Source organism: Streptomyces sp. NBC_01314 (assembly GCF_041435215.1).
In the GTDB taxonomy this organism is placed as follows: Bacteria; Actinomycetota; Actinomycetes; order Streptomycetales; family Streptomycetaceae; genus Streptomyces.
In genome coordinates this window covers 5830196-5855617 of record NZ_CP108394.1, presented here as the reverse complement: position 1 = coordinate 5855617, position 25422 = coordinate 5830196, and the positions used below count along the sequence as shown (strand labels likewise).

General features: G+C 71.7%; 23 protein-coding genes and 1 tRNA gene. 17 read left to right on the top strand and 7 right to left on the bottom strand.

What is annotated here, in order from left to right; translation table 11 throughout:
- Window positions 1-62 precede the first annotated feature (62 nt).
- Entirely contained in the window at window positions 63-1316 is a 1254-nt protein-coding gene (locus tag OG622_RS25650) for a cation:proton antiporter (protein WP_371584217.1), read from the top strand.
- A 140-nt stretch (window positions 1317-1456) separates the two neighbouring features.
- On the opposite strand, the gene OG622_RS25645 is transcribed toward OG622_RS25650, so the two are convergent.
- Complete coding sequence (locus OG622_RS25645; protein WP_371578968.1) at window positions 1457-2362, bottom strand: NAD(P)-dependent oxidoreductase; 906 nt, start codon at window positions 2360-2362, stop codon at window positions 1457-1459.
- A gap of 264 nt (window positions 2363-2626) precedes the next feature.
- Here OG622_RS25645 and OG622_RS25640 point away from each other — a divergent pair, with 264 nt between their 5' ends.
- On the top strand, window positions 2627-3640 hold the full coding sequence (locus OG622_RS25640) for a TauD/TfdA dioxygenase family protein (RefSeq protein WP_371578967.1): 1014 nt from the start codon (window positions 2627-2629) through the stop codon (window positions 3638-3640).
- 138 nt (window positions 3641-3778) lie between these two features.
- Here OG622_RS25640 and OG622_RS25635 read toward each other — a convergent pair whose 3' ends face one another.
- Window positions 3779-5860: a copper resistance CopC/CopD family protein gene (locus OG622_RS25635; protein WP_371578966.1), complete on the bottom strand. Its 2082-nt coding sequence runs from the start codon at window positions 5858-5860 to the stop codon at window positions 3779-3781.
- Between the two features lie 296 nt (window positions 5861-6156).
- On the bottom strand, window positions 6157-6657 hold the full coding sequence (locus OG622_RS25630) for a cupin domain-containing protein (RefSeq protein ID WP_371578965.1): 501 nt from the start codon (window positions 6655-6657) through the stop codon (window positions 6157-6159).
- Window positions 6658-6902: 245 nt separating this feature from the next.
- On the opposite strand from OG622_RS25630, the gene OG622_RS25625 reads away from it, so the two are divergent.
- Window positions 6903-9002 carry a zinc ribbon domain-containing protein gene (locus OG622_RS25625; RefSeq protein ID WP_371578964.1) on the top strand — a complete coding sequence of 700 codons (2100 nt, stop codon included), beginning with the start codon at window positions 6903-6905 and terminating at the stop codon, window positions 9000-9002.
- A 5-nt stretch (window positions 9003-9007) separates the two neighbouring features.
- On the opposite strand, the gene OG622_RS25620 is transcribed toward OG622_RS25625, so the two are convergent.
- Entirely contained in the window at window positions 9008-9625 is a 618-nt protein-coding gene (locus OG622_RS25620) for a GNAT family N-acetyltransferase (protein WP_371578963.1), read from the bottom strand.
- Entirely contained in the window at window positions 9615-11978 is a 2364-nt protein-coding gene (locus OG622_RS25615; RefSeq protein WP_371578962.1) for a penicillin acylase family protein, read from the bottom strand. Before OG622_RS25615 ends, OG622_RS25620 begins: the two co-directional genes overlap by 11 nt.
- Window positions 11979-12057: 79 nt before the next feature.
- Here OG622_RS25615 and OG622_RS25610 point away from each other — a divergent pair, with 79 nt between their 5' ends.
- The 4 genes from OG622_RS25610 (at window position 12058) to OG622_RS25595 (ending at window position 15259) form a co-directional block, all read left to right on the top strand.
- Entirely contained in the window at window positions 12058-12885 is an 828-nt protein-coding gene (locus OG622_RS25610) for a siderophore-interacting protein (protein WP_371578961.1), read from the top strand.
- Between the two features lie 125 nt (window positions 12886-13010).
- A complete protein-coding gene (locus OG622_RS25605) occupies window positions 13011-13604 on the top strand; it encodes an HhH-GPD-type base excision DNA repair protein (RefSeq protein ID WP_371578960.1) in 594 nt (197 codons plus the stop codon).
- A 509-nt stretch (window positions 13605-14113) separates the two neighbouring features.
- Window positions 14114-14413, top strand: coding sequence for a type II toxin-antitoxin system VapB family antitoxin (locus OG622_RS25600; protein ID WP_031036932.1), 300 nt, complete (start codon window positions 14114-14116; stop codon window positions 14411-14413).
- A 201-nt stretch (window positions 14414-14614) separates the two neighbouring features.
- A complete protein-coding gene (locus OG622_RS25595) occupies window positions 14615-15259 on the top strand; it encodes a LytR C-terminal domain-containing protein (RefSeq protein ID WP_371584216.1) in 645 nt (214 codons plus the stop codon).
- Window positions 15260-15292: 33 nt separating this feature from the next.
- Here the strand turns inward: OG622_RS25595 and upp are convergent, their stop codons facing one another.
- Entirely contained in the window at window positions 15293-15928 is a 636-nt protein-coding gene (gene upp, locus OG622_RS25590; protein ID WP_371578959.1) for a uracil phosphoribosyltransferase, read from the bottom strand.
- Between the two features lie 516 nt (window positions 15929-16444).
- Here upp and OG622_RS25585 point away from each other — a divergent pair.
- The 8 genes from OG622_RS25585 (at window position 16445) to OG622_RS25550 (ending at window position 21613) form a co-directional block, all read left to right on the top strand.
- The gene (locus OG622_RS25585) at window positions 16445-16621 is read left to right on the top strand and encodes a hypothetical protein (RefSeq protein WP_371578958.1); all 177 of its coding nucleotides are present in this window, start codon (window positions 16445-16447) and stop codon (window positions 16619-16621) included.
- A gap of 527 nt (window positions 16622-17148) precedes the next feature.
- Window positions 17149-17676 (top strand): hypothetical protein, encoded by a 528-nt coding sequence (locus OG622_RS25580; protein WP_371584215.1) that lies wholly within the window; start codon window positions 17149-17151, stop codon window positions 17674-17676.
- Window positions 17677-17785: 109 nt separating this feature from the next.
- Complete coding sequence (tadA, locus tag OG622_RS25575; RefSeq protein ID WP_371584214.1) at window positions 17786-18217, top strand: tRNA adenosine(34) deaminase TadA; 432 nt, start codon at window positions 17786-17788, stop codon at window positions 18215-18217.
- A gap of 76 nt (window positions 18218-18293) precedes the next feature.
- Window positions 18294-18378 (top strand) — tRNA-Ser (locus tag OG622_RS25570).
- A 148-nt stretch (window positions 18379-18526) separates the two neighbouring features.
- Entirely contained in the window at window positions 18527-18703 is a 177-nt protein-coding gene (locus tag OG622_RS25565) for a hypothetical protein (RefSeq protein ID WP_371578957.1), read from the top strand.
- 34 nt (window positions 18704-18737) lie between these two features.
- Window positions 18738-19031, top strand: coding sequence for a Dabb family protein (locus OG622_RS25560; protein WP_371578956.1), 294 nt, complete (start codon window positions 18738-18740; stop codon window positions 19029-19031).
- A gap of 253 nt (window positions 19032-19284) precedes the next feature.
- Window positions 19285-20172 (top strand): RNA polymerase sigma factor SigF, encoded by an 888-nt coding sequence (locus tag OG622_RS25555; RefSeq protein ID WP_371578955.1) that lies wholly within the window; start codon window positions 19285-19287, stop codon window positions 20170-20172.
- Window positions 20173-20692: 520 nt separating this feature from the next.
- Entirely contained in the window at window positions 20693-21613 is a 921-nt protein-coding gene (locus OG622_RS25550; RefSeq protein ID WP_371578954.1) for an RNA polymerase sigma factor SigF, read from the top strand.
- Between the two features lie 337 nt (window positions 21614-21950).
- On the opposite strand, the gene OG622_RS25545 is transcribed toward OG622_RS25550, so the two are convergent.
- Window positions 21951-22160 carry a hypothetical protein gene (locus OG622_RS25545; protein ID WP_371578953.1) on the bottom strand — a complete coding sequence of 70 codons (210 nt, stop codon included), beginning with the start codon at window positions 22158-22160 and terminating at the stop codon, window positions 21951-21953.
- Between the two features lie 172 nt (window positions 22161-22332).
- On the opposite strand from OG622_RS25545, the gene OG622_RS25540 reads away from it, so the two are divergent.
- The gene (locus OG622_RS25540) at window positions 22333-22824 is read left to right on the top strand and encodes a MarR family winged helix-turn-helix transcriptional regulator (RefSeq protein WP_371578952.1); all 492 of its coding nucleotides are present in this window, start codon (window positions 22333-22335) and stop codon (window positions 22822-22824) included.
- A 56-nt stretch (window positions 22825-22880) separates the two neighbouring features.
- Window positions 22881-25409, top strand: a complete 2529-nt coding sequence (locus tag OG622_RS25535) for an MFS transporter (RefSeq protein WP_371578951.1) — start codon at window positions 22881-22883, stop codon at window positions 25407-25409.
- Window positions 25410-25422 lie beyond the last annotated feature (13 nt).

Genomic DNA, 25422 nt, shown 5'->3' with positions numbered 1-25422 from the left:
CCGGGCCGTCCGCCGCGCAGTTCCTCGCACAGTCCCCCACCACGCACTCCTCCGCCGTCTTCCTGGTCGAGTTCGGCGCGATCATCCTCGGGCTCGGGCTGCTGGGGCGGTTCGCCGGGCGGTTCCGGCTCTCGCCGATACCGCTGTATCTGCTGGCCGGGCTGGCCTTCGGGGAGGGCGGGCTGCTGCCGCTGGGGACCAGTGAGGAGTTCGTGGCGATCGGCGCCGAGATCGGCGTGATCCTGCTGCTGCTCATGCTCGGGCTGGAGTACACGGCGACCGATCTCGTCTCCAACCTCAAGACCCAGTACCCGGCCGGCCTCGTCGACGCCGCCCTCAACGCCCTGCCCGGTGCGGCCATGGCACTGCTGCTCGGCTGGGGACCCGTCGCCGCCGTCGTGCTCGCGGGCGTCACCTGGATCTCCTCCTCCGGGGTGATCGCCAAGGTGCTCGGCGATCTCGGGCGGCTCGGCAACCGGGAGACGCCCGTCGTGCTGAGCATCCTGGTCCTGGAAGACCTCTCCATGGCCGTCTATCTGCCGATCGTCACCGCGCTGCTGGCCGGGGTCGGTCTGGCGGCGGGCAGCGCGACCCTGGCCATCGCGCTCGGTACGGCCGGGATCGTGCTGCTGGTGGCGGTGCGGTACGGGCGGCACATCTCCCGGTTCGTCTCCAGCGACGATCCCGAGAAACTGCTGCTCGTCGTGCTGGGGGTGACGCTCGTCGTCGCCGGGCTCGCGCAGCAGTTGCAGGTGTCGGCGGCGGTGGGCGCCTTCCTGGTGGGCATCGCGCTGTCGGGTGAGGTCGCCGAGGGCGCGCACAGTCTACTGGCGCCGTTGCGGGACCTGTTCGCCGCCGTGTTCTTCGTCTTCTTCGGTCTGCACACCGACCCCGCCAGTATCCCGCCGGTACTCCTGCCCGCGCTCGTCCTGGCCGTCGTCACCGCCCTGACGAAGATCGCCACCGGGTACTGGGCCGCGCGGCGGGCCGGCATCTCGGTGAAGGGCCGCTGGCGGGCGGGCGGCACGCTGGTCGCCCGCGGCGAGTTCTCCATCGTCATCGCCGGGCTCGCCGTCACCGCCGGCATCGAACCGTCCCTCGGCCCGCTGGCCACCGCGTACGTCCTGATCCTGGTCATCGCCGGCCCGCTGACCGCGCGCTGGACCGAGCCGCTGGCCGTCTGGCTCACCGCCCGCCTGCGCCGGCCCGCGACGGCCGACCCGGGAGGTGGCCGGCGAGCGGGGAGCGCGCCGGCCCCGACTCCGACGGGAGCGCACGAGGCGCTGGACGAGCGGAACGCGGCCGACCGGACGTGAGGGGAGGCGCGGCGGCCGGTCCTCGCGTCGCCCTCGGCCGGGGTGCCGTCGGCCGAGGTAGCCACGTCACCCGCATCACCCCGCGTCGCCAACCTCCCGGCCAAGCACACCTAGCCCACACCTAGCCCTTGACCTTGCCTTCACTCTCCCCGTTCTCCCTCGCCCTCGCCCTCGTCGAAGCTGGCGAAGTACGCGGCGGCCATGTCCTCGTCGGCGTGGCCCTGGGCGGCGGCGCGGGTGAAGCGGGCGGCTCCGGCGGCGGCGACATCGAGGCGTACGCCGTGTTGCCGGCCGGCCTCGACAATCAGGCGGGCGTCCTTCGCGGCGGTGGAGACGGCGAAGGATGCAGGGGAGAGGCGGCCTTCGAGGATGAGCGCGGACTTGGCGCGCAGGTAGCCCATGTCGAGCGGGCCGCCCTCGATGATCTCGAAGAAGGACTGGGGGTCGACGTCGAGGGCCTTGGACAGGGCCAGGACCTCCCCGGCCGCGTTGGTGGCGGCGAGCACCCAGCTGTTGGCCACCAGCTTGAGCCGGGTCGCGGTGCCCGCCGCGCCGTCCTCACCGGTCCAGACGGTACGGGCGCCGACGGCGTCGAAGACGGGAGTCACCGTCCCCCGCCCCTCGACCGGCCCCGCGGCCAGCACCGTCAACTGCCCCGCCTCCGCGGGCTGCCGCGTGCCGAGCACCGGGGCGTCGAAGAAGACCAGCCCGTGCCCGCTCGCCCACGCGGCCAGTTCGGCGACGCCCTCGACACCGGCGGTGGTGGACTGGACCCAGGCCGTGCCCGGGCTCAGCGCGGGTGCCGCCTCGCGCATCACGTCCAGGGCCGCGGCCGCGTCGTACAGCACGGTGAGCACCACATCGGCACCCCGCACGGCCTCGGCCGGGCTGTCGACGACCTGCGCGCCGTCGGCGGCGAGCGCCTCGGCCTTCTCCCGGGTGCGGTTCCACACCCGTACGGCGTGACCGGCACGGACGAGGTTGCGGGCCATCGCGGCGCCCATGATGCCGGTACCCAGGACACTTACGGTGAGCTTGTCGGTCATGACGTCAACTTCCTGCCGCGTACAGTGCGTTGGCAGTTTCGCAGCCCAAGGTGGGCCAGGAGGCGGTACGACACCGGGCGCGGACCCACTTGGCGGCCGAGGTGACGCGGCCGTCGATCGATCAGGACACTTTCCCGGCCGAACCGCATGCACGGGCGGCACCGTGGGAAGACCGGGCCACGACAGCCGACCAGGGCCATCACGGCATACGACCCGGCACACGGCCGAGCGTACGACCGGCGTCGAAGGGCGAGCGAGCGAGCGATGAGCACCGACACGAACACGTCCTCGGAGGGACCGGAAGGACCAGAGGGACCAGAGGGACCGAAAGGACCCACGGGCGGGCTCGACGTGCGCCCGGCCTCCGGGCACATCGGCGCCGACATCCACGGTGTGGACCTCGCCGGCCCGCTCGACGACGGGACCGTCGCCGGTATCCGCGCGGCACTGCTCCGCTGGAAGGTCGTGTTCTTCCGGGAGCAGCGGCTGGACCACGCCGGCCAGATCGCGTTCGCGCGTCGTTTCGGGGAACCGATCCGGCTGCGTTCGAGGGGCTCGGTCTCACCGGCCGGGTACCCGGAGATCGAGACGACGGCCGACCGTCAGGAGCTGGGCCGCAAGCACGGCATGGACCAGGCCGAATGGCTGGAGCGCCGCCGTCACTCCACCCTCCGCGGCTGGCACGCCGACCACACCGCGCGCATCGACCCGCCCGCCCTGACCCTGCTCCGCGCCGAGCGCGTGCCCCCGTACGGCGGCGACACCACGTGGGCCAACCTCGCCACCGCCTACGCGGGCCTGTCCGAGCCGGTGCGCCGGTTCGCCGACGGGCTGCGCGCCGAGCACCGGCTCGGCGTCGGCTATCTCGCCCGCTCCGGCCCCGACCCCTACCTCCGCCACCTCCAGGACCACCAGGTCGCGTCCGTCCACCCGGTCGTCCGCGTCCATCCCGAGACCGGCGAACGGATCCTGTACGTCAACCCGTACTACGTCGAGAACATCGTCGACGTCACCCGGGCCGAGAGCCGGCTCCTCCTGGAGATGTTCGTCGAGCAGATCACTCGCCCCGAGTACACGGTCCGCTTCCGCTGGGAGCCGGGTTCCGTGGCCCTCTGGGACAACCGTGCCACCGTCCACCTCGCCCCCAGCGACTCCGCCCACCTGGACTTCCCGCGCATCATGCACCGCGTCATGGTCGCCGGGGAGCCACCCGTCGGCGTCGACGGCACCCCGTCGAAGTCACTCTGCGGCGCGCCGCTGCACGAGCGGATCGGGTAGCGGACCGGCCGGAGGGGGAGTGCCGGCCGGAGGGCGAGAGGACCGCCCGAAGCGCGGTGGAGTCGTCCGGGAAGGACGGAGGGAACGGGGCGCTGGAGACCTCGGTGGCCTCGATCGCCCCGGCCCGGCTGAGCCCGGCTAGCTCACCCGTACCGACTTCTCCACCGTGACCTGGTCGATCTCCGTCGTACGGACCGTGAGCTTCATCGTCCACTTGCCGGGCAGGGGGAGCTGGAGGTCGTCGGTGACCCAGTAGCCGCCGCGGTCGGTGAGCTTCGCGTCGATCGGGCCGATCTTCTGGGCCCGCAGGGTGAAGGTGAGACGCAGTTCGGGGACGGTCGCGATGCCGTCGTCGGGGCCGAAGACCACGGCCTGCACGGAGTTCTTGCCCACGCGCCCGGGGCCCAGGTCGATCTGGACCTTGCCGTGACCGTTCGGGGTGCCGACGTCGAAGGGGAACGTCGTCGAGGAGGCCGTGACCTCAGCGGCAGCCGCGCCCGCGCTCTCCTTCGCGATCTCCGCCGCCGCCCGGCCCGGCAGGGTCCCCGTCAGCACGGTGGTGATCACCAGCACGACGACGGCCATGGTGAACTCCGCGAGCACGGAACGCCGCAGGCCCTGGCGCCGCGCATCAGCCACCGAGGAGCCCTCGGCCGCCGAGCCCACCCCGTCGCCCTGGCCACCGCCGCCTCGGCCGCCGTCTCCCTGGCCACGGGAGAGCACATCGGCGCCACCCTCCGAAACCTTGCTGTCGATGGCCCCCACCCGCTCGGGCACCCGCGCCGCCACCGCCACGGCCGCCCGCTCGGTGACCTCGGTCAGACCGGCGGCCCGCACCGACTCCGCAGCGTTCACCGACTCGCCGGCCTTCACGGGCTCGCCGGCCTTCACCGACTCGTCGGCCCTCACGGACTCGGCGACCGTCGTCGACGCGGCATCCTCGGCCGACCCGGCGGCCTCTGCTGAACCCGCGGCCTCTGCCGACCCCGCGGCCACATCCACCGCACCGGCCTCCGCCGAAGCCTCCCCCAGCCGTCCCGTCCAACGGCGTGAGAACGCCGCCGCCACCAGCAGGAGCAGTACCGCGACCAGCTTGGCGACGAGGACCTCCCCGTACGCCGTGGAGGTGAAGGCGGACCAGGAGCCGAGGCCGCGCCAGGACTGGTAGACGCCGGTGACGACGAGGACGATCACCGAGACGAAGGCGAGCCGGGAGAAACGGTTGACCACGGCGGCCGACAGGGTGTCCGGCGCCCGGTACAACACGGTGAGCAGCGCGGTCAGCCCGCCCAGCCAGACGGCCATGGCGAGCAGGTGCAGCACCGAGGAGGTCATCGCGACCGGCACCTGGATACCGGCGGAGGCGTGCTCGGCGGCCGCCCAGGTCCCGGCGAGGCCGACGGAGAGCAGCGCCCCACTGACGAGCGCGCCCTTCCCCCACTCCTCCTGCTCCCCCTGCCTCCCCTCGGACCTGTGCCTGCGTGCTCGGCCGAGGACGAGGACGAGAAGAACGGGGGCCACCGCGAGCAGCGCCAGCCGGGCCAGCAGCGCGAGTCCCGGCCGGCTCACCATCGTGTCGCGCAGGACGGAGAGGTCGAGGGCGGCTCCGATGCCGGTGCCCCGCTCGTACGGTCCGCGGAGCAGCAGCAGAGCCGCCGAGGCGAGCAGCAGCGCCAGCCACCCCGCCACAAGCAGCTTGCGCAGCGCCTCGCTCGGGCCCCCGAGCACGACCGCCAAGAAGAAGGTCACGCCGATGAGCAGGGCGAGGGCGCCGTACGCGAAGTAGCGGGTGATGTCGTAGAGGGAGGAGGTGAGCGGGTCCTCGGTGAGGTCGGCCGGGAGGACCGCGGCGGTCGCGGAGGGCTCGCCGATCGAGAAGAGCAGGGCGCCCGAGATGGGGTGACTGTCGGCCGAGACCACCCGCCAGGCGATCGTGTAGGTGCCGTCGTCGAGGCCGACGGGGAGGGTGACACGTGCCGTGTCGGAACGGCCGTCCGCGCGTCCCGGCTTGCCCGTGTCGACGGCCCGGTTCTCCGGGTCGAGGACGCGGAGGGAGTCCTGCAGGAGGCTTACCGACTCGGTGAAGCGGAGGGTGATGTCCCGGGGAGCGGCGTCGAGGACGCTTCCGTCGACGGGGTCGCTGCCTTTGAGAGCGGCGTGCGCGGACGCGGTACCCGCCCCGCCGAGGAGGAACAGGACCAGCACGGTGCCCAGCAGCACCAGGCGCTGAACCCCTCGGCCCCGGCCACCGCCGGTCCCACCATGCCGCCTCGTGCCGCTGTCTCTGCTGTCTCTATTGTCTCTACCTCTACCGCTGTTCACGACCCGCTCCATGGTGCTGTTGGTGCTGTCCATGGCCCTGTCCTCGACTGGGTCGCTGTACCTGCCTCGGTCCACGTAGTGCTCCGGATCCACGGTCGCCGGCTCTCGGACTCCTCGAACAGGTACGGACGGCACGAACACCGCGTTCAACGCGATCCGCACCGGGCCCACCGGGCCCACCGGGCCTCCCCGGCCTACGCCCGCCCCAGCTCCCTTATCTCGGCGGCCCGGTCCGGGTACAGCCGGGTCAGCTCAGCGGCGTCCCCGTGCTCGTACCCCTCGAACGTGAACCCCGGCGCCATCGTGCACCCGAACAACGTCCAGCCCCCACCACCGCCGCCGCCACCGCCACCGCCCAGGACCCTCGCCCCCATCCAGGTCCCCGCGGGCACGACGTACTGCACGTGCTGCCCGTCGAGCACGTCCGGGCCGAGGACGACGACCCGCGAGGAGCCGTCCGGAGCGAGGAGCAGCATCCGCAGTGGATCGCCGAGATGGAAGTGCCAGATCTCGTCGCCGGGCAGCCGGTGCAGCGCGGAGTAGTCGCCGGGTTCGGTGGTGAGCAGGGCGATGATCGCGGTCCCCTCCGGCCGCCCGTCGCCCCGCTCGGGCCCCGCCCAGGTCTGACGGAATCGGCCGCCTTCGCGCGGTATGGGCTCCAGCCCGTAGTGCGCGATGAGGTCTTCGGGAGTCATCCGTCAGAGGTTACGCCCACCGCCCGGACCCCCGATCGAAGCCACCGCCGAGGGTCTTCAACTGTTGGCGATTTTGCTGCGTTTTCCTGCATGAATCGGGCGTGGTTGCCTGGGTGCGTGTCTTTGTGCGGGAGTCGGTCGTTAGGCCGATCGGGTGCTGGTGTGTGCCCGGTTCGGGGCCGTGGAGGGGGGTGGTGGGTGTGGGCCGGTTGGTGGCGACGGCCACGTGCACCGCCTTTCGTGCTGTGGTCGAGGGCAGTGGCGAGCAGGTGGGTCAGCGGCTGCTGTGGGAGCGGGTGTCCTTCCTGGCCTCCTTGTGCCGGGAACCGACCGGCCGTCTGGTGGCCTCCCGGTGGGACGAGGGTTCGCTGGACGTACTGGCCGCCGGCCTCGACGGGCGGGGCGAGGATCTGCCGTCCAAGGGCTGGATGGCCATGCGCCGCCTGCACTGGGCGGGGGATGCCGCGCCCGCCGAGGGGGTGTATGTCTCGGACCGGGTGCGCCGGGCGGCCCAGGAGTACGCGGCACGCATGCTGCGCCTGGCCCTGCACCGGCGCACCATCGTGGCCGCGATCCTCACGGCCTGGCCCGCCGACCCCGTTCGGCGCACCGGGGCGGAGTGGGCCGCGCTGCGGGCGCTGCTGCCGACCGGGGTCAGCAGTGCGGAGATCCGCAACCGCACCCACCAGGTGCGCGCCCATCTGGCCGGGCACGGGAAGCTGCCCGCCGGACTGTGCGAGCTGGAGGAGCCGCCCCGGATCGCGGCGCAGGTGCTGCTGGCGGCGATGGACCGCCAGCAGGTCACCCTTCAGCGCCTGGACGAGGCCACGGCCCGGCTGCGGGTGAAACTCCCGCTGTGCGCGGCCCCGGCCTCGGGGCGGGAGTGGGCCTGGCATGTGATCGACCTGCGGCTGCCGGGCACCGTCGGTCCGGACGCGGTCCTGCACACCCCCACCCTGCGCCCCACCGGCAGTGGGCGGATCGCGGTGGACCTGCCGCACACGCGCCCCGTCTCGGCCGCCAGGGCGTCCGGGCACACCGTGGCGGCGGGTTTCGACTGGGGGGTGAACACCCTGCTCACCGGCACCCTGGGCCGTCTGACCGGGCGTGGCGGGGCGGCGCGGGTGATCACCGACGGCCGCCCCCTGCTCTTCGCCGCCACCGCGATCAGTGCGAAACTGCACCGGCTGCGCGGCCACCGCGAACACCTCGCCGCCAAACGCGACCACTACCAGGCGCTGGCCGACGGGCTCGGCGCCCCGCACCTGGCCTGGGCCGGCCTCCTGGACAAGGCCGCGGTGCTGCAGAGCGAGCATGAGCGGGTGTGCGCCCGCATCCGGAAGCTGAACGACGCGCTGGCGTGGTCGGCGGCCCGCTGGGCCGTCGACCAGGCCGCCGCGCTCGGCGCCACCGTCATCTACCTCGAAGACCTCGCCACCCTGGAGGCGCGCGGCCGCAGGCGCGGCAACGCCCGCCTGTCCGGGCAGGTCCGCGGCACCGTCGCCGAGGCGATGCGGCACCTGGCCGCGAAGGCGGGCATCGCGGTGGTCACCGTCCCCGCCCGGGGCACCTCCGCCCGCTGTCCCGGCTGCCTCGGCCCGCTGGGTCACCACCCCGCCCCCGACCGGCTCGGTGAGCGCGGCTGGACATGGGCCCACTGCACCCGCTGCCACCTGTCCATGGACCGCGACCACGCCGCCGCCCGCCGCATCGTCTCGCGCGGCCTGCTCGCCCAGAGCCACACCGTCACCGACCGCGCCACCCACGCCCGCACCATCCGCACCACCATCGAGGGCACCGTGGCCCAGGTGCGCCGGCCGAAGAAGACCACCCGCCGCCTGCGCCGCCAACGCCGCGCCGAGACGGCCCCGCCCCGCCCGGCCGGACCGAAGACCACTGCGGGCAAGGGACACCCCACCCCCAGCAGGCCCGCCGGCCCTCGCGGCCGAGACACCCGGCGCGCCGCCGCAGCCCCGGGCCAGAAGACTTCCCGCCGTACGCCCGATGTGCGTACGGTCCCCGCCACCACCCCTACCACGGGGGCGGTCCAGCGTCCGGCGGGGCATGACACCACGACACCAGCCGCCACACCCGGGCCGGTGCCAGGTCATGGAGTACCCGCACCCCACCGGACCGAAGAAGACCCTCTTCGGTCCGGCCGGGTGCGGCTCTCACGCGGAACCTGTCGACGGCGCACCCGCGCCGCCGAGCGGACCGGCTTCCACCACCTGCACGCCACCGAAGTCCATCCCCTCACCCCAAGGTTCGGACCACCGGACGGCAACCGCACACGGCCACGCCGCGCCCGAAAAGCCTGGAAACCACAGGCACACACAGAGTTCTAGAGACGCTACTGACCGTGACCGCACACGGTCTCCCTCCGCAGGAACGCCAGCCGGGCCCGCTTCTCGGGCAGATACACCTCCGGCAGATCGATCTCCGGCAGTACGACGACCGGCCCACGCTGGAACCCCTGCCGCGCGAACCGTGCGATCGCCCTCTCGTTCCGCTCGTCCGGATCGACGACGACCCGTGGCCGGTCCAGCCCGACCAGGACGTACGACGTGAAGACCGCCAGCACCGTGGACGACCACCCCGGCCGCCCTCCGCCGTCCCCGGCGGGAGCCAGCAGCACATGGACGCCGAGGTCGCCGGGCTCGACCTCGTAGCACTCACCGACCCGGTCGGCCTCCGGTTCGTACGTCTGCAGCAGCCCGACGGGCTCGCCGTCGTGCACCGCGAGGTAGGCGTGGTGGGTGTCGAAGGCCTCCAGACCCTCGTACACCTCCCGCACCTGCTCCTTCGTGAGCCCGGTCATGCCCCAGAACCCGGCCCTCGGCTCACTCACCCAGCCATGGACCACCTCGGCATCGGCCTTCGCGTCCAACGGCAGGATCCGCACGGTCCCGAACCCGTCGACCACCTGCTCATGAACGGCCGCACGGCCGCCGTACGACTCAACGGTCATGGAACTCCTCCTCGCTGCCCTGCTCGTTCGTGCTGTTGTTCTGGTTGGTCTCGTTGGTCTCGTTGGTCTCGTCGTCCTTGGTGAGGGTGAGGCGGTTCCAGTCGGTGACGACCGGTACCAGGTCTCCCCTGAGCCACAGGGGCAGCTGGTCGCGGTGGTGGGCCGATCCGCCCACGCCGGACGCCCCGAACGGCACCACCCAGAGGCTGTCCTCACGCCGGGCCAGGTCCCAGACGTAACGGGCGGCGGGGCCGCGAGCGCTGAGGTCGGTGATGCCGGGGACGGCGGAGGTGCAGAGCACACAGTCGTGGTCCCCGGCGAGACCCGGCTCGTCGGGGGCGCCCGGGTCGTCGTCCGGGAGCGCGCGCCACGGCACGAGCCGGTGGCGGTCACCCCAGCGCCCGGATTCCGTGCCGGCGGCCTCCTCCAGCGCCTCCCGCACGAGCCCGGCCCGGTCGATCCCGTACAACTCCTCGACCCTGAGCAGATGTTCGAGCGCGAAGCCGATGCGAACGGTGAGCGAGAGCCAGGGCCGGAAGACCTCGGGGTACGCCGGCGGCACCGCCAGCGCCGCGAAGGCGGACTCCGCCGCGAGCCGCCGTACGACCGCCCCGCGCAGCGCCGCGTACGCCGCCGCCTCGACGCTCTCGGCCTCCATCCGCCGGTCCCAGCGCAGGAGCCGGTCGCGCAGCGCGGCTGCGGCCGGGGTGAGCCCCGCAGGTCTCCCGGGACCGCCCTCGGTGGTGGCAGACGCGTGGGTGGTGGCAGTGGCGTCGGTGGTGTCGGCGAGGGCGGCCACATGGTCCAACAGGGGTCCGGCGGAGGCCAGATGGGTGTCCATGTGGAGGGCGGGCATGTCCGGGGCGGACCACAGCTGCTTCTCGTTCAGCAGCGTGCGGATGCGTTCGGCTCGGTGCGGCGGGGCGAACTCGACGCCCAACGGGGTCGCCGGACCACGCTGGTTGGCCATCACCGCGACGCCGTCCTCGAACGTGCCGTACGGCGGCTCGTGCCACCCCTCCCACTCGTGCCCCGGCTCCCACGCCGGGACCACCCGCGTCCGGTTGTCCCGGCTCCGCACCGGCACCCGTCCCGCCACCCGGTGCAGCACCCCGCCCCGCGTGTCCGCGGCCTGCACGACGTTCACCGGCTCGGCCCACCGATCGAACGCCCGGTCCACATCGGCGACTTCGCGGGCCCGGAGGAGGGGGAGAAGCGCGCTGAGCCCGAGGTCCTCGGTGACACGGGGCGGGTAACGGAGGCTGAGAGGGCCGACCGTGTCGAGGGCGCGCGGATCCAGGCCCCCGATGACGACCGGCCCCCGCGGGGTCTCGATCACCTCCACCTCGACGGGTTCCCCGCCCGCGACCTCGATGATCTCCACACGCCGGTGCACGGCCCGCCACACCCCGTCCGGATCGAGCGCCTCGACGACGTCCCCGTCCGCGTCCCCGTCTCCGCCCCCGCCTCTGCCCCTGCACCGCAGTCGCTCCCGGTACAGGTCCTGGTAGTCGGCCATGGCGTTGGTGATGGCCCAGGCCACGTCACCGGTGTGACCGAAGTGGGCGATGCCGGGCATGCCCGGGACGGCGAGGCCGACGACGTCGAACTCGGGGCAGGAGAGGTGGATCTGCTGGTAGACGCCGGGCTCCTCGATGAACCGGTGCGGATCACCGGCGATGACGGCCTGCCCGGTGGTCGTACGGGACCCGTCGACGAGCCATCCGTTGCTGCCGGAGGTGGCGGGCCCGTCGGTGGCGAAGAGCCCGACCGCGTCGGCGCCGAGATGCCGTACGGCCTCCTCGCGCCAGAGCTTCGCCGGGAACCCGGCGAACAGGATGTGCGTGGCGAGCCAGACACCGAGCGGATGCCAGGCCTCCCAACGCCCGGGTTCGATCCCGGCGCGCTCGAACTCGGGCGCGCGCCGACCGCCCTCGACCAGCCCGTCGTTCACACCCTCGACGTACGCCCGGACCCAGTCGGCGGTCTCCGGGTCCGTTCTCTCCAGCCGGGCGAAGCATCTTCGGGCCGTGTCCTCCAGACGCGCCCGTCGCGCGAACCGGTCCCAGCCGAGGGAGCCGACGCCGAGGAAGGCGGCCGAGGTGCCCTGGACGCGGTGGCGTTCGACCTCCAGCTGCCACGCGCGGTCGAGGGCTGTGACCCGGCCCTGCGCGTGGGCGAGCGCACGGACGTCGGCGGCGCGAAGGTGCGGGATACCCCAGGCGTCGCGATACGTCCCGTGCGAACCACATGAAGCGCACGACCCGGATGAACCGCATGAAGCGCACGAACCGTTTGGCCCGTGGCTCAAAACGTTCCCCTGAACATGCCCCCGCCTGCCACTGTCCCGCATCTCCGCACCCCGTCCGCGTATTAGGTTAGCCTTACCTAAACAATATGTGATCAAAGCGTACGTGGAGGGTGCAGAAGCCATGGGGCAGGGGCACGGTTGGGAGGGAGCGGTCCTCAAACTGCTCCGCGGGAAGGACTTCGTTCTCACGGTGGCCGGTGCGGAACAAGTCACCGAGCACTACCGCCGGGTCCACCTCACCGACGGCGGCATGCTCGCGGTGACCGGCGTCCACCCGACGATGTGGGTACGCCTCTGGTTCGACGCCGCCGGCAAACCGCACCAGCGGGCGTACACCCTCGTCGACCCCGACCCGGCCGCCGGCACCTTCAGCCTGGAGTTCGCCCTCCACGACGGCCACGCCAGCGACTGGGCCCGCGCCGTGAAGCCCGGCGACACCATCGAGGCCACGGTCCACGGCACCGCCTTCACCGACCCCGACCCCGCCCCCTCCCACATCCTCGCCATCGGCGACCCGGCCTCCCTCCCAGCCATCAACTCCCTCCTCGACGCACTGCCGTCAGCCCCGGCGACCATCTGGTTCGAGACGTCGGCGGAAGCGGAGACGGACGTGGAGGCGGAGGCTGCGGTTGAGGTGGGGGCGGAGGCAGCGGCAGCGGCAGCGGCGGCCCAAGGCCGGGCCCTGGTCCAAGTCCCCGAGGCAGGCGGGCTCCCCCTCCGCCTCGACCCCACCCGCCACGACTTCCGCCCGGTCCCCCGCCAGGACGCCGGCGCCCGTCTCCTCACCCAGGTGAGGACCGACGCCCCCGCCCTTCTGGAGAACACCCCCGACCCCTACGTCTGGATCGCCTGCGACACCGCGACGACCCGCTCCCTGACGGCGTACTTCCGCAAGGAACTGGGCCTGCCGAAACAACGGATGCACGCGCTGGGCTACTGGCGCCCGTAACGGTCCACGCCGCGCCACACCACGCCACCGCACAAACGCACCCCTCACCTGGACCGAACTCAGGGCTACGGCGCCGGGGCCGGACCCGGACTGCGGCGTGCCGCCCGGCGAGCGATCATCGGGGCATGAACGTCACCCTTCACCTCGCCCAGGACCCCGAGGCGGACGAGCTCCTCGGGCGCAGCCCGCTCGCCGCGCTGGTCGGCATGCTGCTGGACCAACAAGTGCCGATGGAGTGGGCGTTCAAGGGCCCGTGGACCATCGCCCAGCGGCTCGGCGCCGACGACCTGGACGCCCACGAGATCGCGGCGACGGACCCGGAGGCCTTCGTCGCGCTGCTGTCCACCAAACCGGCGGTACACCGCTACCCCGGTTCCATGGCGAAGCGGATCCAGCAGCTGTGCCAATACCTCGTCGACCACCACGACGGCGACGCGAGCGCGGTCTGGCAGGACGCGACGACCGGCGAAGACCTCCTCTCCCGCCTCGAATCCCTCCCCGGCTTCGGCCGGCAGAAGGCCCAGATCTTCCTGGCCCTCCTCGGCAAACAACTCGGCGTCCACCCCACCGGCTGGCGCGAAGCCGCCGGCTCCTACGGCGACCCCGGCTCCTTCCGTTCCGTGGCCGACATCAAGGGCCCCGACTCCCTGGCCAAGGTCCGCGCCCACAAACAGGAGATGAAGGCAGCGGCCAAAGCGGCGAAGGCCTCCGGCGAGTAACCGACGACCCTCCCCCTGCCACCACACAGGCGCCCCACACAGGCCCCCCCCCACACACAAGCCCCCGCACGGGCGAGCCCAACACCGGGCACCGTCTCGCGCCGAACCTCCGGCGAGACGGCGGCCCCGCACGCGGACCCCGATTCGGGCTGGTGGTCACTCATCGTCACTCACCTCGGACCCGTAGCCCCCGGACGGCCAGCCCCCGGAGAGCCGCCGGACGCCCGGCGAAGGCATCCCTGCGATCCGGGCGGCATCGCGGTGCCTCTCCGGAGAAATCCGGGTGAAGCCCCGAAAGCCCCGGAAAGGCCGGGGCTCGATCCCGGAGAATCCCCGGCGACGCCTCGCGGCGAACTCCCCGCGTCCTCGAAAGGACCCCGGCGAGCACCCATGACCGCCACCGGACCCTCACAGAATTACCGTTTCGCCCCACTTCGCGGCGCCTTTTCCAGGGTGTCGCTCCGTCGCCATGGCTGCGCCCGGAACGTCTCGACCGGTAGGCTTTCCGTGTGATCTTCAAGCGCATCGGAAACGGCCGGCCGTACCCCGACCACGGCCGGGAAAGCACCCGGCAGTGGGCGGACGTCGCGCCGCGCCCGGTCCGCCTCGATCAGCTCGTGACGACCAAGGGGCAGCTGGACCTGGAGACCCTCCTCGCCGAGGACTCCACCTTCTACGGCGACCTCTTCGCGCACGTGGTGAAGTGGCAGGGCGATCTGTACCTGGAGGACGGCCTCCACCGTGCGGTCCGCGCGGCCCTCCAGCAACGCCAGGTGCTCCACGCCCGCGTCCTCGAACTGGACTACTAGCCCTTCACCGGAAGCCGCCGCAGGCGGTCGCCCCGGCCATCCGCCACAGATCCTCGGCGCCGCCGTGGCATCGGCCCGTGCCCGGACGGTCGCCCGTTCGCCCTTTCGGGTTGGACTGCAGCGCGGTGAATGATCATCTAGTAGGCATCGCCGTCCAACGGCAACTACGCTGCGCCCATGAGCATGCTCACCCCTCCTGGCATGGGCGGCCAGTACCGGATCACGGGGGACAAGTACCCGAGGCTGCGCCGGCCCAAGAGGCGTCGCAGGCTCGTCCTCGCGGTCGTCGCGTCCGTGACCGCGCTGGGCCTCCTCGGCTGGGGCACCCTGCAGCTCATCGATGTCTTCACCGGTGACGGGGACCAGGCCGCCGCGGCCGGACCCAAGGCGGACTGCGCGTCCCGGGTGAGCCCGTCCCCGAGAGCGAGCGGCCCGGCCGGGAAGTCCGGGACGTCCGTGAAGGGCTTCCCCGTACCCGGCAGGATCACCGTCAACGTCCTCAACGCCACGCCCCGCGCCGGTCTCGCCAAGGAGACCGCCGACGAGCTGAAGAAGCGCGGCTTCCGCATCGGGAACGTGGGCAACGCGAGCAAGGAGTACGACAAGAAGGTCAAGGGCGCCGCGATACTGCTCGGCGCGAAGGCCGCCGAGAGCGCGGCGCTGCCCGTCCTCAACACCCAGCTCACCGGCGCGCGGCTGAAGACCGACAGCCGCACGAAGGCCACCGAGGTGGACCTCGTCATCGGCACCGGCTTCAAGGCCCTCAGCAAGCAGAAGGACGCCGACAAGGCCCTGGCCGATCTGACCAGTCCCGAGCCGACGCCCACCGCTGCGAAAACCTGCTGACCGAGCCCCGTAAGGAACCCGTTTCGTACGGGGCTACTCCGCGGCGCCGTACAGCCGGTCGCCCGCGTCTCCCAGGCCCGGCACGATGTAGCCGTGCTCGTTGAGGCGCTCGTCGACGGCGGCGGTCACGACCGTCACCGGGGAGCCCGCCAGCTCGCGCTCCATGAGCTCGACGCCCTCGGGTGCGGCGAGAAGCACGACGGCGGTCACGTCGTCGGCGCCGCGCTTGATCAGCTCACGGATCGCGGCGACGAGCGTGCCGCCGGTGGCGAGCATGGGGTCGAGGACGTACACCTGGCGCCCGGAGAGGTCCTCGGGCATGCGGGTGGCGTACGTGGAGGCCTCAAGCGTCTCCTCGTTGCGGATCATGCCCAGGAAGCCCACCTCGGCGGTCGGCAGCAGCCGGACCATGCCGTCGAGCATGCCGAGGCCGGCCCGCAGGATCGGCACGACGAGCGGGCGCGGGCGAGCGAGCTTGACGCCCGTGGTCGTGGAGACCGGCGTCGTGATGTCGACGAGCTCGGTGCGCACGTCCCGCGTGGCCTCGTAGGCGAGCAGGGTGACCAGCTCGTCGGCGAGGCGACGGAAGGTCGGGGAGTCGGTGCGCTGGTCGCGCAGCGTGGTCAGCTTGTGAGCGACCAGGGGGTGGTCGACGACGTGGAGGCGCATGTCCACAACAGTAACCGGGGCCACACCCCCGAGCGCCCCCGCACCGGCCACCACCCACCGCACCCTTCAGATGGCATCAAACCCCCCGTCGGAGGGAAAGTGGGATGGGATGAACGGAGCGGCGACGGAACGACCCGACGCCTGACGGTGGTGAGCCCATGCCAGACCCGACCAACACGTCCCGACCCCTACGGAGCGCCGACAGGGAGCCCGACCGGATATCGACCGCCGACCAGCGACAGCCTGCCGGACGGGGCCACCCGCCCGACAAGCCGACCCGCACGAGCAGCGGCACGGCGCGGACGGCCACCAGGACGGCGCGAAAGGGCGGCGGAGCGCCCCGGACAACAGGCGGGGCGACACGGACCGGCAGTGGGACAGCGCGGGCGGACGGCCGACCGGCCGGCACGGGCGTCCGCCGGAGCGGCACGGGCGTCCGGCGGAGCGCCACAGGGAGCCGAAGGGGTGACACGGGCGGCTGGCCGGGCAGCACAGGGGGCCGATGAGGTGACGCGTATGGCTGGTGGGGTGCAGGGCGGCGGGCGGGAGAGCGATGCCGCGCGTCGGCGGCGGCGGGCGCAGTTCCTGCGGGAGTTGACGGAGGCGCGGGAGCTGCGCGACCGGGTCCAGCCGCGCCGCGCCAAGGCCGCCCGACTCCGCCACGCCATGCGCATGCGCACCTTCCGCTGGTAGCCCCGGCGAACCGGCCCTCGCCCTCAGCACCTCCCTCAGCCCCTCCCCGGGGCTCTGCCCCAACTCCCTCCTCCCTCCTGCCCGCCCACGCTCCGCTCCCGCTTCGCCCCTCCTGTAACCCCATCCCCCCTTCCCCGCCCCCTCCCTGTGGCACCGTCACCTCTTCCTCAGCCGCTCCCTGCTTCCCGCCACGCCGCTCCCCTCGTCGCTGTCGACCGTTCCCCACGCTCCCGCGTGGCCCATGTGGCGAGTTCGTGGAGGATGTGTGGGGCCTTCACGGGGTGGTCGCGCATATGCGGCCGGGAACTCCGCGTACGATCCGCTCGTGGCGGCAACAGGTGCGCAGGTGAACGGCGAACCCACCGGCGATCAAAAGAGCCGGACACAGCGAGCCGAAGACGTCCCCTGAGCGCTCTGTTTCTGCCACGATTCCGAGTGGGTGGGGCTCGGACCGCAAACCTCCCCACCCACAACCTCCGCCGGGGGGAACCCCAACCGGCACACCTATGACCAGTGGGAGAGTCACGGTGTACTTCGCCGCACTGCTCGCGCGCACCGAAGACGGGTGGAAAGCGAGCGACACAGAGCTCGACGATGTGGAAACCCTGTCGGATCTGGCCGACCTGGCCCGTGAAGCCTCGCCCGGCGAGGACACGGTGCTGGTGCTCATCGAACAGGAGGACGCCTGGTTCGGCGTCGTCCGCATCGATGGCGAGGACGACCCTCGTATCTACGTGTCGGACGCCGCCGCCGCTGCTCGCAGCAGCTACGGCGAGATCCTGCTCACCGACGAACTGCTCGGAAGGGAACCCGGCGAGAACGACGCCGACCTGGACTCCCTCGACCTCGACGGCACCGAGGACGGCGAGTCCGATGCCGACGACGAAGACGACACGTCCGCCGAGGCCGTGCCGCACAGTCCCGTCGGCGACATCGAGATCCTCGACGACCTGGGGGTGGGCGAGAAGGAACTGCTCACCCTCGACGCCGACGACGCCCTCAGTTCGATCGCCGACGCCCTCGGGGCGTCGGAGGTCCTGGAGACGGTCCGCTGAGTCCGCCGACTCCGCCGAGACCATCGGTGACGTTCCCCCGGTGACCGACGCGACCGACGCGGAGGCACCGGGCGGCACCGATCCGGTACGCGACCCCTGGCGGGCCGCCATGCGGCTCGCCCTGGCCGAGGCCGGGCGGGCCGCCGAGGGCGGTGACGTCCCGGTCGGTGCGGTCGTCCTGTCTCCTGACGGCACGACCGTACTGGCCACCGGGCACAACGAACGGGAGGCGACCGGCGACCCGACCGCCCACGCGGAGGTGCTGGCCGTCCGCCGGGCCGCCGCCGAACTCGGGGAGTGGCGGCTGACCGGCTGCACCCTAGTCGTCACCCTCGAACCGTGCACGATGTGCGCGGGCGCGCTCGTGCAGTCCCGGGTCGACCGGGTCGTCTACGGCGCCCGCGACGAGAAGGCCGGCGCCACCGGCTCCCTCTGGGACGTCGTACGCGACCGCCGCCTCAACCACCGCCCCGAGGTCGTCGAAGGCGTCCTCGCCGACGACTGCGCCAGGCTCCTCACCGACTTCTTCCGCACCCGTTGAGGCCCCGGCAATACCGTTGAGTCCCCCGGCAATACCGATTTCAAAGCACGCCCCACCTTGCTGTAAAGTCTCCCTCGGTAGCGTGTCCGAGCGGCCGAAGGAGCTCGCCTCGAAAGCGAGTGTGGCGCAAGTCACCGAGGGTTCAAATCCCTCCGCTACCGCCGAAGAAGGGCCCCGTCGTCAGACGGGGCCCTTCGTGCGTTCCCCAGGCTCTGCCATCTCTCCTCCGAACGCATGATCGGGTTACACTCGCCGCCGACAAAGAGGGACCGATAGGGCCCACGGGCACAAGAGGCGGGGGAGGCCGTGGTGGCGGTGCAAGGGAAGAAGATCGCGCTGTTCGTGCTCGTGGTCTTCGTGGCCTACGTGATCATCACGGACCCGGCCAAAGCCGCCGACTACGTCCAGATAGGGTTCGAGGGCATCTCGAACGCCGCCCAGTCCATCGGCGACTTCTTCACCTGGATCGCCGACGGCGCCGAGTAGCCCCCGCACCCCGTACGACCTTCCCGGAGCGCCCATGATCCGCCACCTGGTCCTCTTCAAGCTCAACGAGGGCGTCGAGCGCGACGACCCGCGGGTCGTCAAGGGCGTGGACGCCTTCCGCGCGCTCGACGGCAGGATCGAGGAGATCCGTTCCTGGGAGCTGGGCTGGAACTTCAGCGACCGCCCCATCGCCTACGACTACGCGATCAACTCCGCGTTCGACGACGTGGACGCGCTGCGCACCTACGCCGAGCACCCGGACCACCAGGCGGGCGTGGCACTGTGGCGAGAGTTCGCCACGTGGATCATCGCCGACTACGAGTTCTGAACCGTACGCCGAGCCTTCCGAACGTCCGGACCTGCTGAACCGGCCGAACCGGTCGGCCTCCGAGCGTTCCGCCGGCCTCCGGGCGGACCGTCGCTCGTTCCGCCCCCGCACTCGAACAGTGCGGGGCTTTTTACACCCGATTGCCAATTCCCGCCCCCACCTATCCTCAACTCTCCTCAACACGGGCATATGCGGTGCTTGATCACAGAGCACATGTCTTGTGATGCTATGACCGCTTTTGACGGTTGAGTTGATGGATGAAGAGGTGGCGTTGACCGTGTCGGCCAGTACTGCGCCTCCCCAGGAAGACGTCCCGGCTCCCGACCCCACGTCGGCCCAGGTCACAGCCCAGGCCACCGCCCCCGCCCCGGAGAAACGCCGCGGCGCCGACACCAGGGCCCTCACCCTGGTGCTGTTCGGCGAGCTGAAGCATCTGACGCCGGGCACTCCGGAGCACAACCGCGTGCGGGGGGCGCTCATCGAGGCGAACCTCCCGCTCGTGCGCTATGCGGCGGCCCGTTTCCGCTCCCGCAACGAGCCCATGGAGGACGTGATCCAGGTCGGGACCATCGGGCTGATCAACGCCATCGACCGGTTCGACCCGGACCGGGGCGTGCAGTTCCCGACCTTCGCGATGCCGACCGTCATCGGCGAGATCAAGCGGTACTTCCGCGACAACGTCCGCACGGTCCACGTCCCGCGCCGGCTGCACGAGTTGTGGGTCCAGGTGAACAGCGCGACCGAGGACCTCACCACCGCCTTCGGGCGCACCCCCTCCACCGCCGAGATCGCCGAGCGGCTGCGCATCACCGAGGAGGAGGTCCTGTCCTGCATCGAGGCGGGCCGCTCGTACCACGCGACGTCGCTTGAGGCAGCCCAGGAGGGCGACGGGATGCCGGGGCTGCTCGACCGGCTCGGCTACGAGGACCCCGAACTCGACGGCGTCGAACACCGCGACCTCGTACGGCATCTCCTCGTCCAACTCCCCGAGCGCGAACAGCGGATCCTGCTGCTCCGCTACTACAGCAACCTCACGCAGTCGCAGATCAGCGCGGAGCTCGGGGTCTCCCAGATGCATGTGTCGCGCCTGCTGGCCCGGAGCTTCGCGCGGCTGCGCTCGGCCAACCGGATCGAGGCGTAGGCGCTCCGCTCGATGCCGGCCGCCTACTCGTCTGCCGGGTTTCTCCGGTTCGCGGGTGCGGGTTCGGTCGTGGCTCGTCGCACAGTTCCCCGCGCCCTTTCGAGGCGCTGCACCCGGAGCGCGGTGGGTGACCTTCGGTAACCAGAAACCCCCCACACCTTCCCGGACGGACCGTGGGGCACGCGGGGCGCACGAAGGCAGGCGGGGCGCACAGAATCGGCCAGCGGTACGCGTGTGCAGGCCATGGGCGTGACCGAATGCGCTGTCGAGGTGTCACCAGTGAGAGCGAATCGCTCATTGAGGCTTTTTCAGTCCTATTCGCTTTGAAATCCCATCAGACCGTCTGTTTCCAGGGTTTATTCACCCTCTCCATGTCGACATGTCACTACATCGCGTTGCCGACGTGTGACATTCTCTCCCCAGCGCGTTTGCCGTGGCCTCGCCGCCGGTATTCAGGTGGAGGCTGCGTTCCTTACGACGGAGCGTCCGCCGCGACCGTCCGCGACCCAAAGGGGGTGGCATGTCCGCAGACCAGGGCAGCTCGAAGGTGCTCACGCTCGAGAAGAGCGAGACCGCGCCCGACGCTCTCCAGGCCCCTCAGGACCTTCAGGCGCTTGAGGACCTTCCCAGTCCTCAGGCTCCTCCGGTGACTGACCTTCCGGCCTCGTCGGCCTCGGCGAACATCGACACCCGCACCCTGTCCCGCTCCCTGTTCCTGCGGCTGGCCGCACTCGACGAGAACAGCCCCGAGCGTGCCTATGTGCGGGACACCCTCATCGAGCTCAACCTCCCGCTGGTGCGTTACGCCGCCGCACGTTTCCGGTCGCGCAACGAGCCGATGGAGGACATCGTCCAGGTCGGAACGATCGGCCTGATCAAGGCGATCGACCGCTTCGACTGCGAACGGGGCGTGGAGTTCCCGACGTTCGCGATGCCGACGGTCGTGGGCGAGATCAAGCGGTTCTTCCGCGACACCTCGTGGTCGGTCCGGGTTCCGCGCCGCCTCCAGGAGCTGCGTCTGGCCCTCACCAAGGCCAGCGACGAGCTGTCCCAGAAGCTCGACCGCTCCCCGACGGTCGCCGAACTCGCCGTCGTACTGGGTGTGTCGGAGGAAGACGTCGTCGACGGCCTCGCGGTCGGCAACGCCTACACGGCGTCGTCACTGGACTCGCCGGCCCCCGAGGACGACGGCGGCGAGGGCTCCCTCGCGGACCGCCTCGGCTACGAGGACACGGCGCTGGAGGGCGTGGAGTACCGCGAGTCCCTCAAGCCGCTGCTGGCCAAGCTGCCGCCCCGCGAGCGCCGGATCATCATGCTCCGGTTCTTCGCGAACATGACGCAGTCCCAGATCGGCGAAGAGGTCGGCATCTCCCAGATGCACGTCTCCCGCCTCCTCACCCGGACCCTGGCCCAGCTCCGCGAGGGCCTGATCTCCGACTGAGTCCGGCCATGCGTTGACACGTGACCGCCGGGGTGCCCTTGCAGGGGCACCCCGGCGGTGGTCGTACGTGTGGGTGAGCGAGTGGGTGTGTGCGGGTCCGGTGGGGGCTCGTCGCGCAGCGCCCCGCGCCCCTTGAAAGCAGGGGCTGCGCCCCGTGCTTCTCCACCCGAAGAGGCCGTGCCCTTCAGCCCGCAGGTGCCTGCGTCTCTCAGGGGCGCGGGGGACCGCGCGACCAGCCCCCACCACACCCACACCACCCGCAGCCGCAGCCGCAGCCGCAGCCGCAGGATCACAGAACCCGGCAGACGAGCAGGCACTCGACCACCGGGCCGCGCACTCACATAATCGCGAGCCACACCACGGCGGCCACCACAGCCACCGCGGCGATCACACCGACGATCACACCTACCCGCGGGCCGGCGGACCCGGCAGCCGCGGCCGAGGCGGCCGCGCGGCCGCCGGAAGGCGTCTCGTCGACGAAGGCGCGGAACATCTGCGTGCTCCCCGCGGGGTCGTGGTTGCCCTGGGGGCCCTCGTTGTCAGCCATGGGCCGAGACCTTAGCGAATCGGGGCGGACGCGCCCAAGCGGGGGCGTCCGCCCACGACCGTGCGAACGTTCTCCTTTGCCAAGACTTGGACCGCGGAAGCCCGATTTCATTTGCCTGTAGCAACCATCCACTCCTATGGTTGCCCTAAGCAACAAACGCGGGAGGGGCTCCATGGCCGGGCAGGCGCACCACGAGGAGCTGGTCCGTCAGCTCAGTGCCATCGGGGCCGTGAAGCGCGAACTCGCCAGGATGCTGCCGTACGAGTGCCCCGGCGGATCGGCGGGAGTCCTGGCCCTGCTCGGCCGGCACGGCGAGATGCGGATGAGCAGGCTCGCCGAGCTGCTCTCGGTCGACATGTCGGTGACCAGCCGTCATGTCGCCCACGTCGCCGAGCGGGGCTGGATCGAACGCCTCCCCGACCCGGTGGACAAACGCTCACGCATCCTGCGCCTGACCCCCGAGGGCCGGGCCGTGATCGCCGAGCTGGACCGGCGCGGCAGCCGACTGATGGCCGACCGGCTCAGCGACTGGACCGACGACGAGGTCGCACAGCTCGCCCGGCTCCTGGGCCGGCTGCGCGAGAGCTTCGACGCCGCCGCGCCGCCCCGTACGGCCGTACAGCGGACCCGTACGCCCGAACAGCCGACCGGTACGCCCGCATAAGAGGCCACCACCACAACCCGTACACCCGCAAAGAGCAGACAGGAAAAGGAAGCCCCATGGCAACGACCACACCAACCGGTGTGCGGGCTCACGCCAAGCACGGAGGAGGCACCGCGAAGGGTGCCCCCCACAGCGGTGGCGACCACGCCCCGATGACGCACCGGCAGATCATGGAAGCGCTGACCGGGCTGCTGCTCGGCATGTTCGTGGCGATCCTGTCGTCGACGATCGTGTCGAACGCGCTGCCGGACATCATCAAGGACCTGGGCGGCGGGCAGAGCGCGTACACGTGGGTGGTGACCGCCTCGCTGCTCGCGATGACCGCGTCCACCCCGCTGTGGGGCAAGCTCGCCGACCTGTTCTCCAAGAAGCTGCTGATCCAGCTGGCCCTCGTGATCTTCGTGCTCGGGTCGGCCGCCGCCGGACTGTCCCAGAACGCCGGGACGCTGATCGCGTTCCGCGCGGTCCAGGGCGTCGGCATGGGCGGGCTCTCCGCGCTGGCCCAGATCATCCTCGCGGCGATGATCTCCCCGCGCGAACGCGGCCGGTACAACGGCTACCTCGGCGCCACCTTCGCGACCGCCATGGTCGGCGGCCCGCTGGTCGGCGGTGTCATCACCGACACCGACTGGCTGGGCTGGCGCTGGTGCTTCTACGTCGGCGTGCCCTTCGCGGTCATCGCCCTGATCGTGCTCCAGCGGACCCTGCACCTGCCGGTCGTCCGGCGCAAGGTCAAGGTCGACTGGGCCGGCGCGTTCCTCATCACCGCCGCGGTCTGCCTGCTGCTGGTCTGGGTGACCTTCGCCGGTGACAAGTACGACTGGGTGTCCTGGCAGACGTACGCGATGGTCGGCGGCACGGTCGCGCTGCTCGCGGTCTTCCTGCTGGTCGAGTCCAGGGCGAGCGAGCCGATCATGCCGCTGCGGCTGTTCCGCAACCGGACGATCGCGCTGGCCTCACTGGCCTCGCTCTTCGTCGGTGTCGCGATGTTCACGGGCACGATCTTCTTCAGCCAGTACTTCCAGCTGGCCCGCGACAAGTCGCCGACCATGTCCGGCGTGCTGACCATCCCCATGATCGCCGGTCTGTTCGTCTCGTCGACCGTCTCCGGACAGGTCATCACCCGCACCGGCCGCTGGAAGGCCTGGCTGCTCGCCGGCGGTGTGCTGGTGACCTCGGGCCTCGGGCTGCTGGGCACGCTCCGGTACGACACCCCGTACTGGCACGTGGCGATCTTCATGGCGCTGCTCGGGCTCGGTGTCGGCATGATGATGCAGAACCTGGTGCTGTGCACCCAGAACCAGGTGGCCCCGGGCGACCTCGGCGCCGCCAGCTCGGTCGTCACCTTCTTCCGCTCGCTCGGCGGCGCGATCGGCGTCTCCGCGCTGGGCGCGGTCCTGAGCCACCGGATCACGCACTACGCGGAGGAAGGCCTCGCCAAGCTGGGCGTGTCCGGCTCCTCCACGGGCCACGGCGAGATCCCCGACCTGGACGCGCTGCCCACGCCGATCCGCACGGTCATCGAGAGCGCCTACGGCCACGGCATCGGAGACGTCTTCCTCTACGCCGCCCCCTTCGCCGCCCTCGCGCTCGTCTTCTCCTTCTTCATCAAGGAGGTCCCGCTGCGGACCACCGGGGCGCTCGCCCAGGCCGCACAGGGCAGGACGACGGGGACCGACGGGACCGCGGACGTGCCGGACGCGTCGCCCGCGCCGGTCATGGCCATGGCTTCGGTGGCCGCGGCCTCCGACGAGGCCCGGGCTCCGGTCTCCGCCTCTGTGGCCGCCGCCCCTTCATCGGGCAGCGGTGGCGGCGGAATTCCCGTGACGGGTCACGTCCGCGGCGCCGAGAGCGCGCCCGTGCCCCGGGCCGCCGTCACCCTGATCTCGCTCGGCGGGCGACAGCTCGGCCGATCGGTCGCGGGGGCGGACGGGTCCTACACGGTGGACGTGCCCGGCGCCGGGTCGTACGTCCTGATCGCCTCCGCCGACGGCTTCCAGCCGCACGCGTCCACGGTCGTCGTGAACGGTGAGCCGGTCTCGTACGACATCCTGCTGAGCGGTACGAGCGGGCTGAGCGGTGTGGTGCGGGCCGCCGGTACCGCGCTGCCCGTCAAGGACGCCATGGTCGTCGTGACCGATGTGCGCGGGGACGTGCTGGCCGGCGGAACCACCGGTGAGCAGGGCGAGTTCGGCTTCGGCGAACTGGTGCCGGGCGGGGTCACCGTCGCGGTGAACGCGGCCGGGTTCCGGCCGCGTGCCCTGCCCGTCGAGGTCGGCGGCACCGGGGTCACCCGGATCGAGATCGACCTGGAGGCCGGGGCCCGGCTCCAGGGGGTCGTACGGGGGCCTGGCGGGGCTCTGGCCGACGCCCGCGTGACCCTCGTCGACACGGCGGGCAACGTGGTCGGCACGGCCACCACCGGCGCGGACGGGGCGTACGCCTTCACCGACCTGGACGGCGGCGAGTACACGGTCATCGCGACCGGCTACCCGCCCGTGGCCACGGCCCTGACGGTCGCCGGACCCGGCGTCGACGGCCACGACATCGAACTCGCCCACCCCGGCGAGCAGCCCGGCGCGTAGTTGGACCACCGGC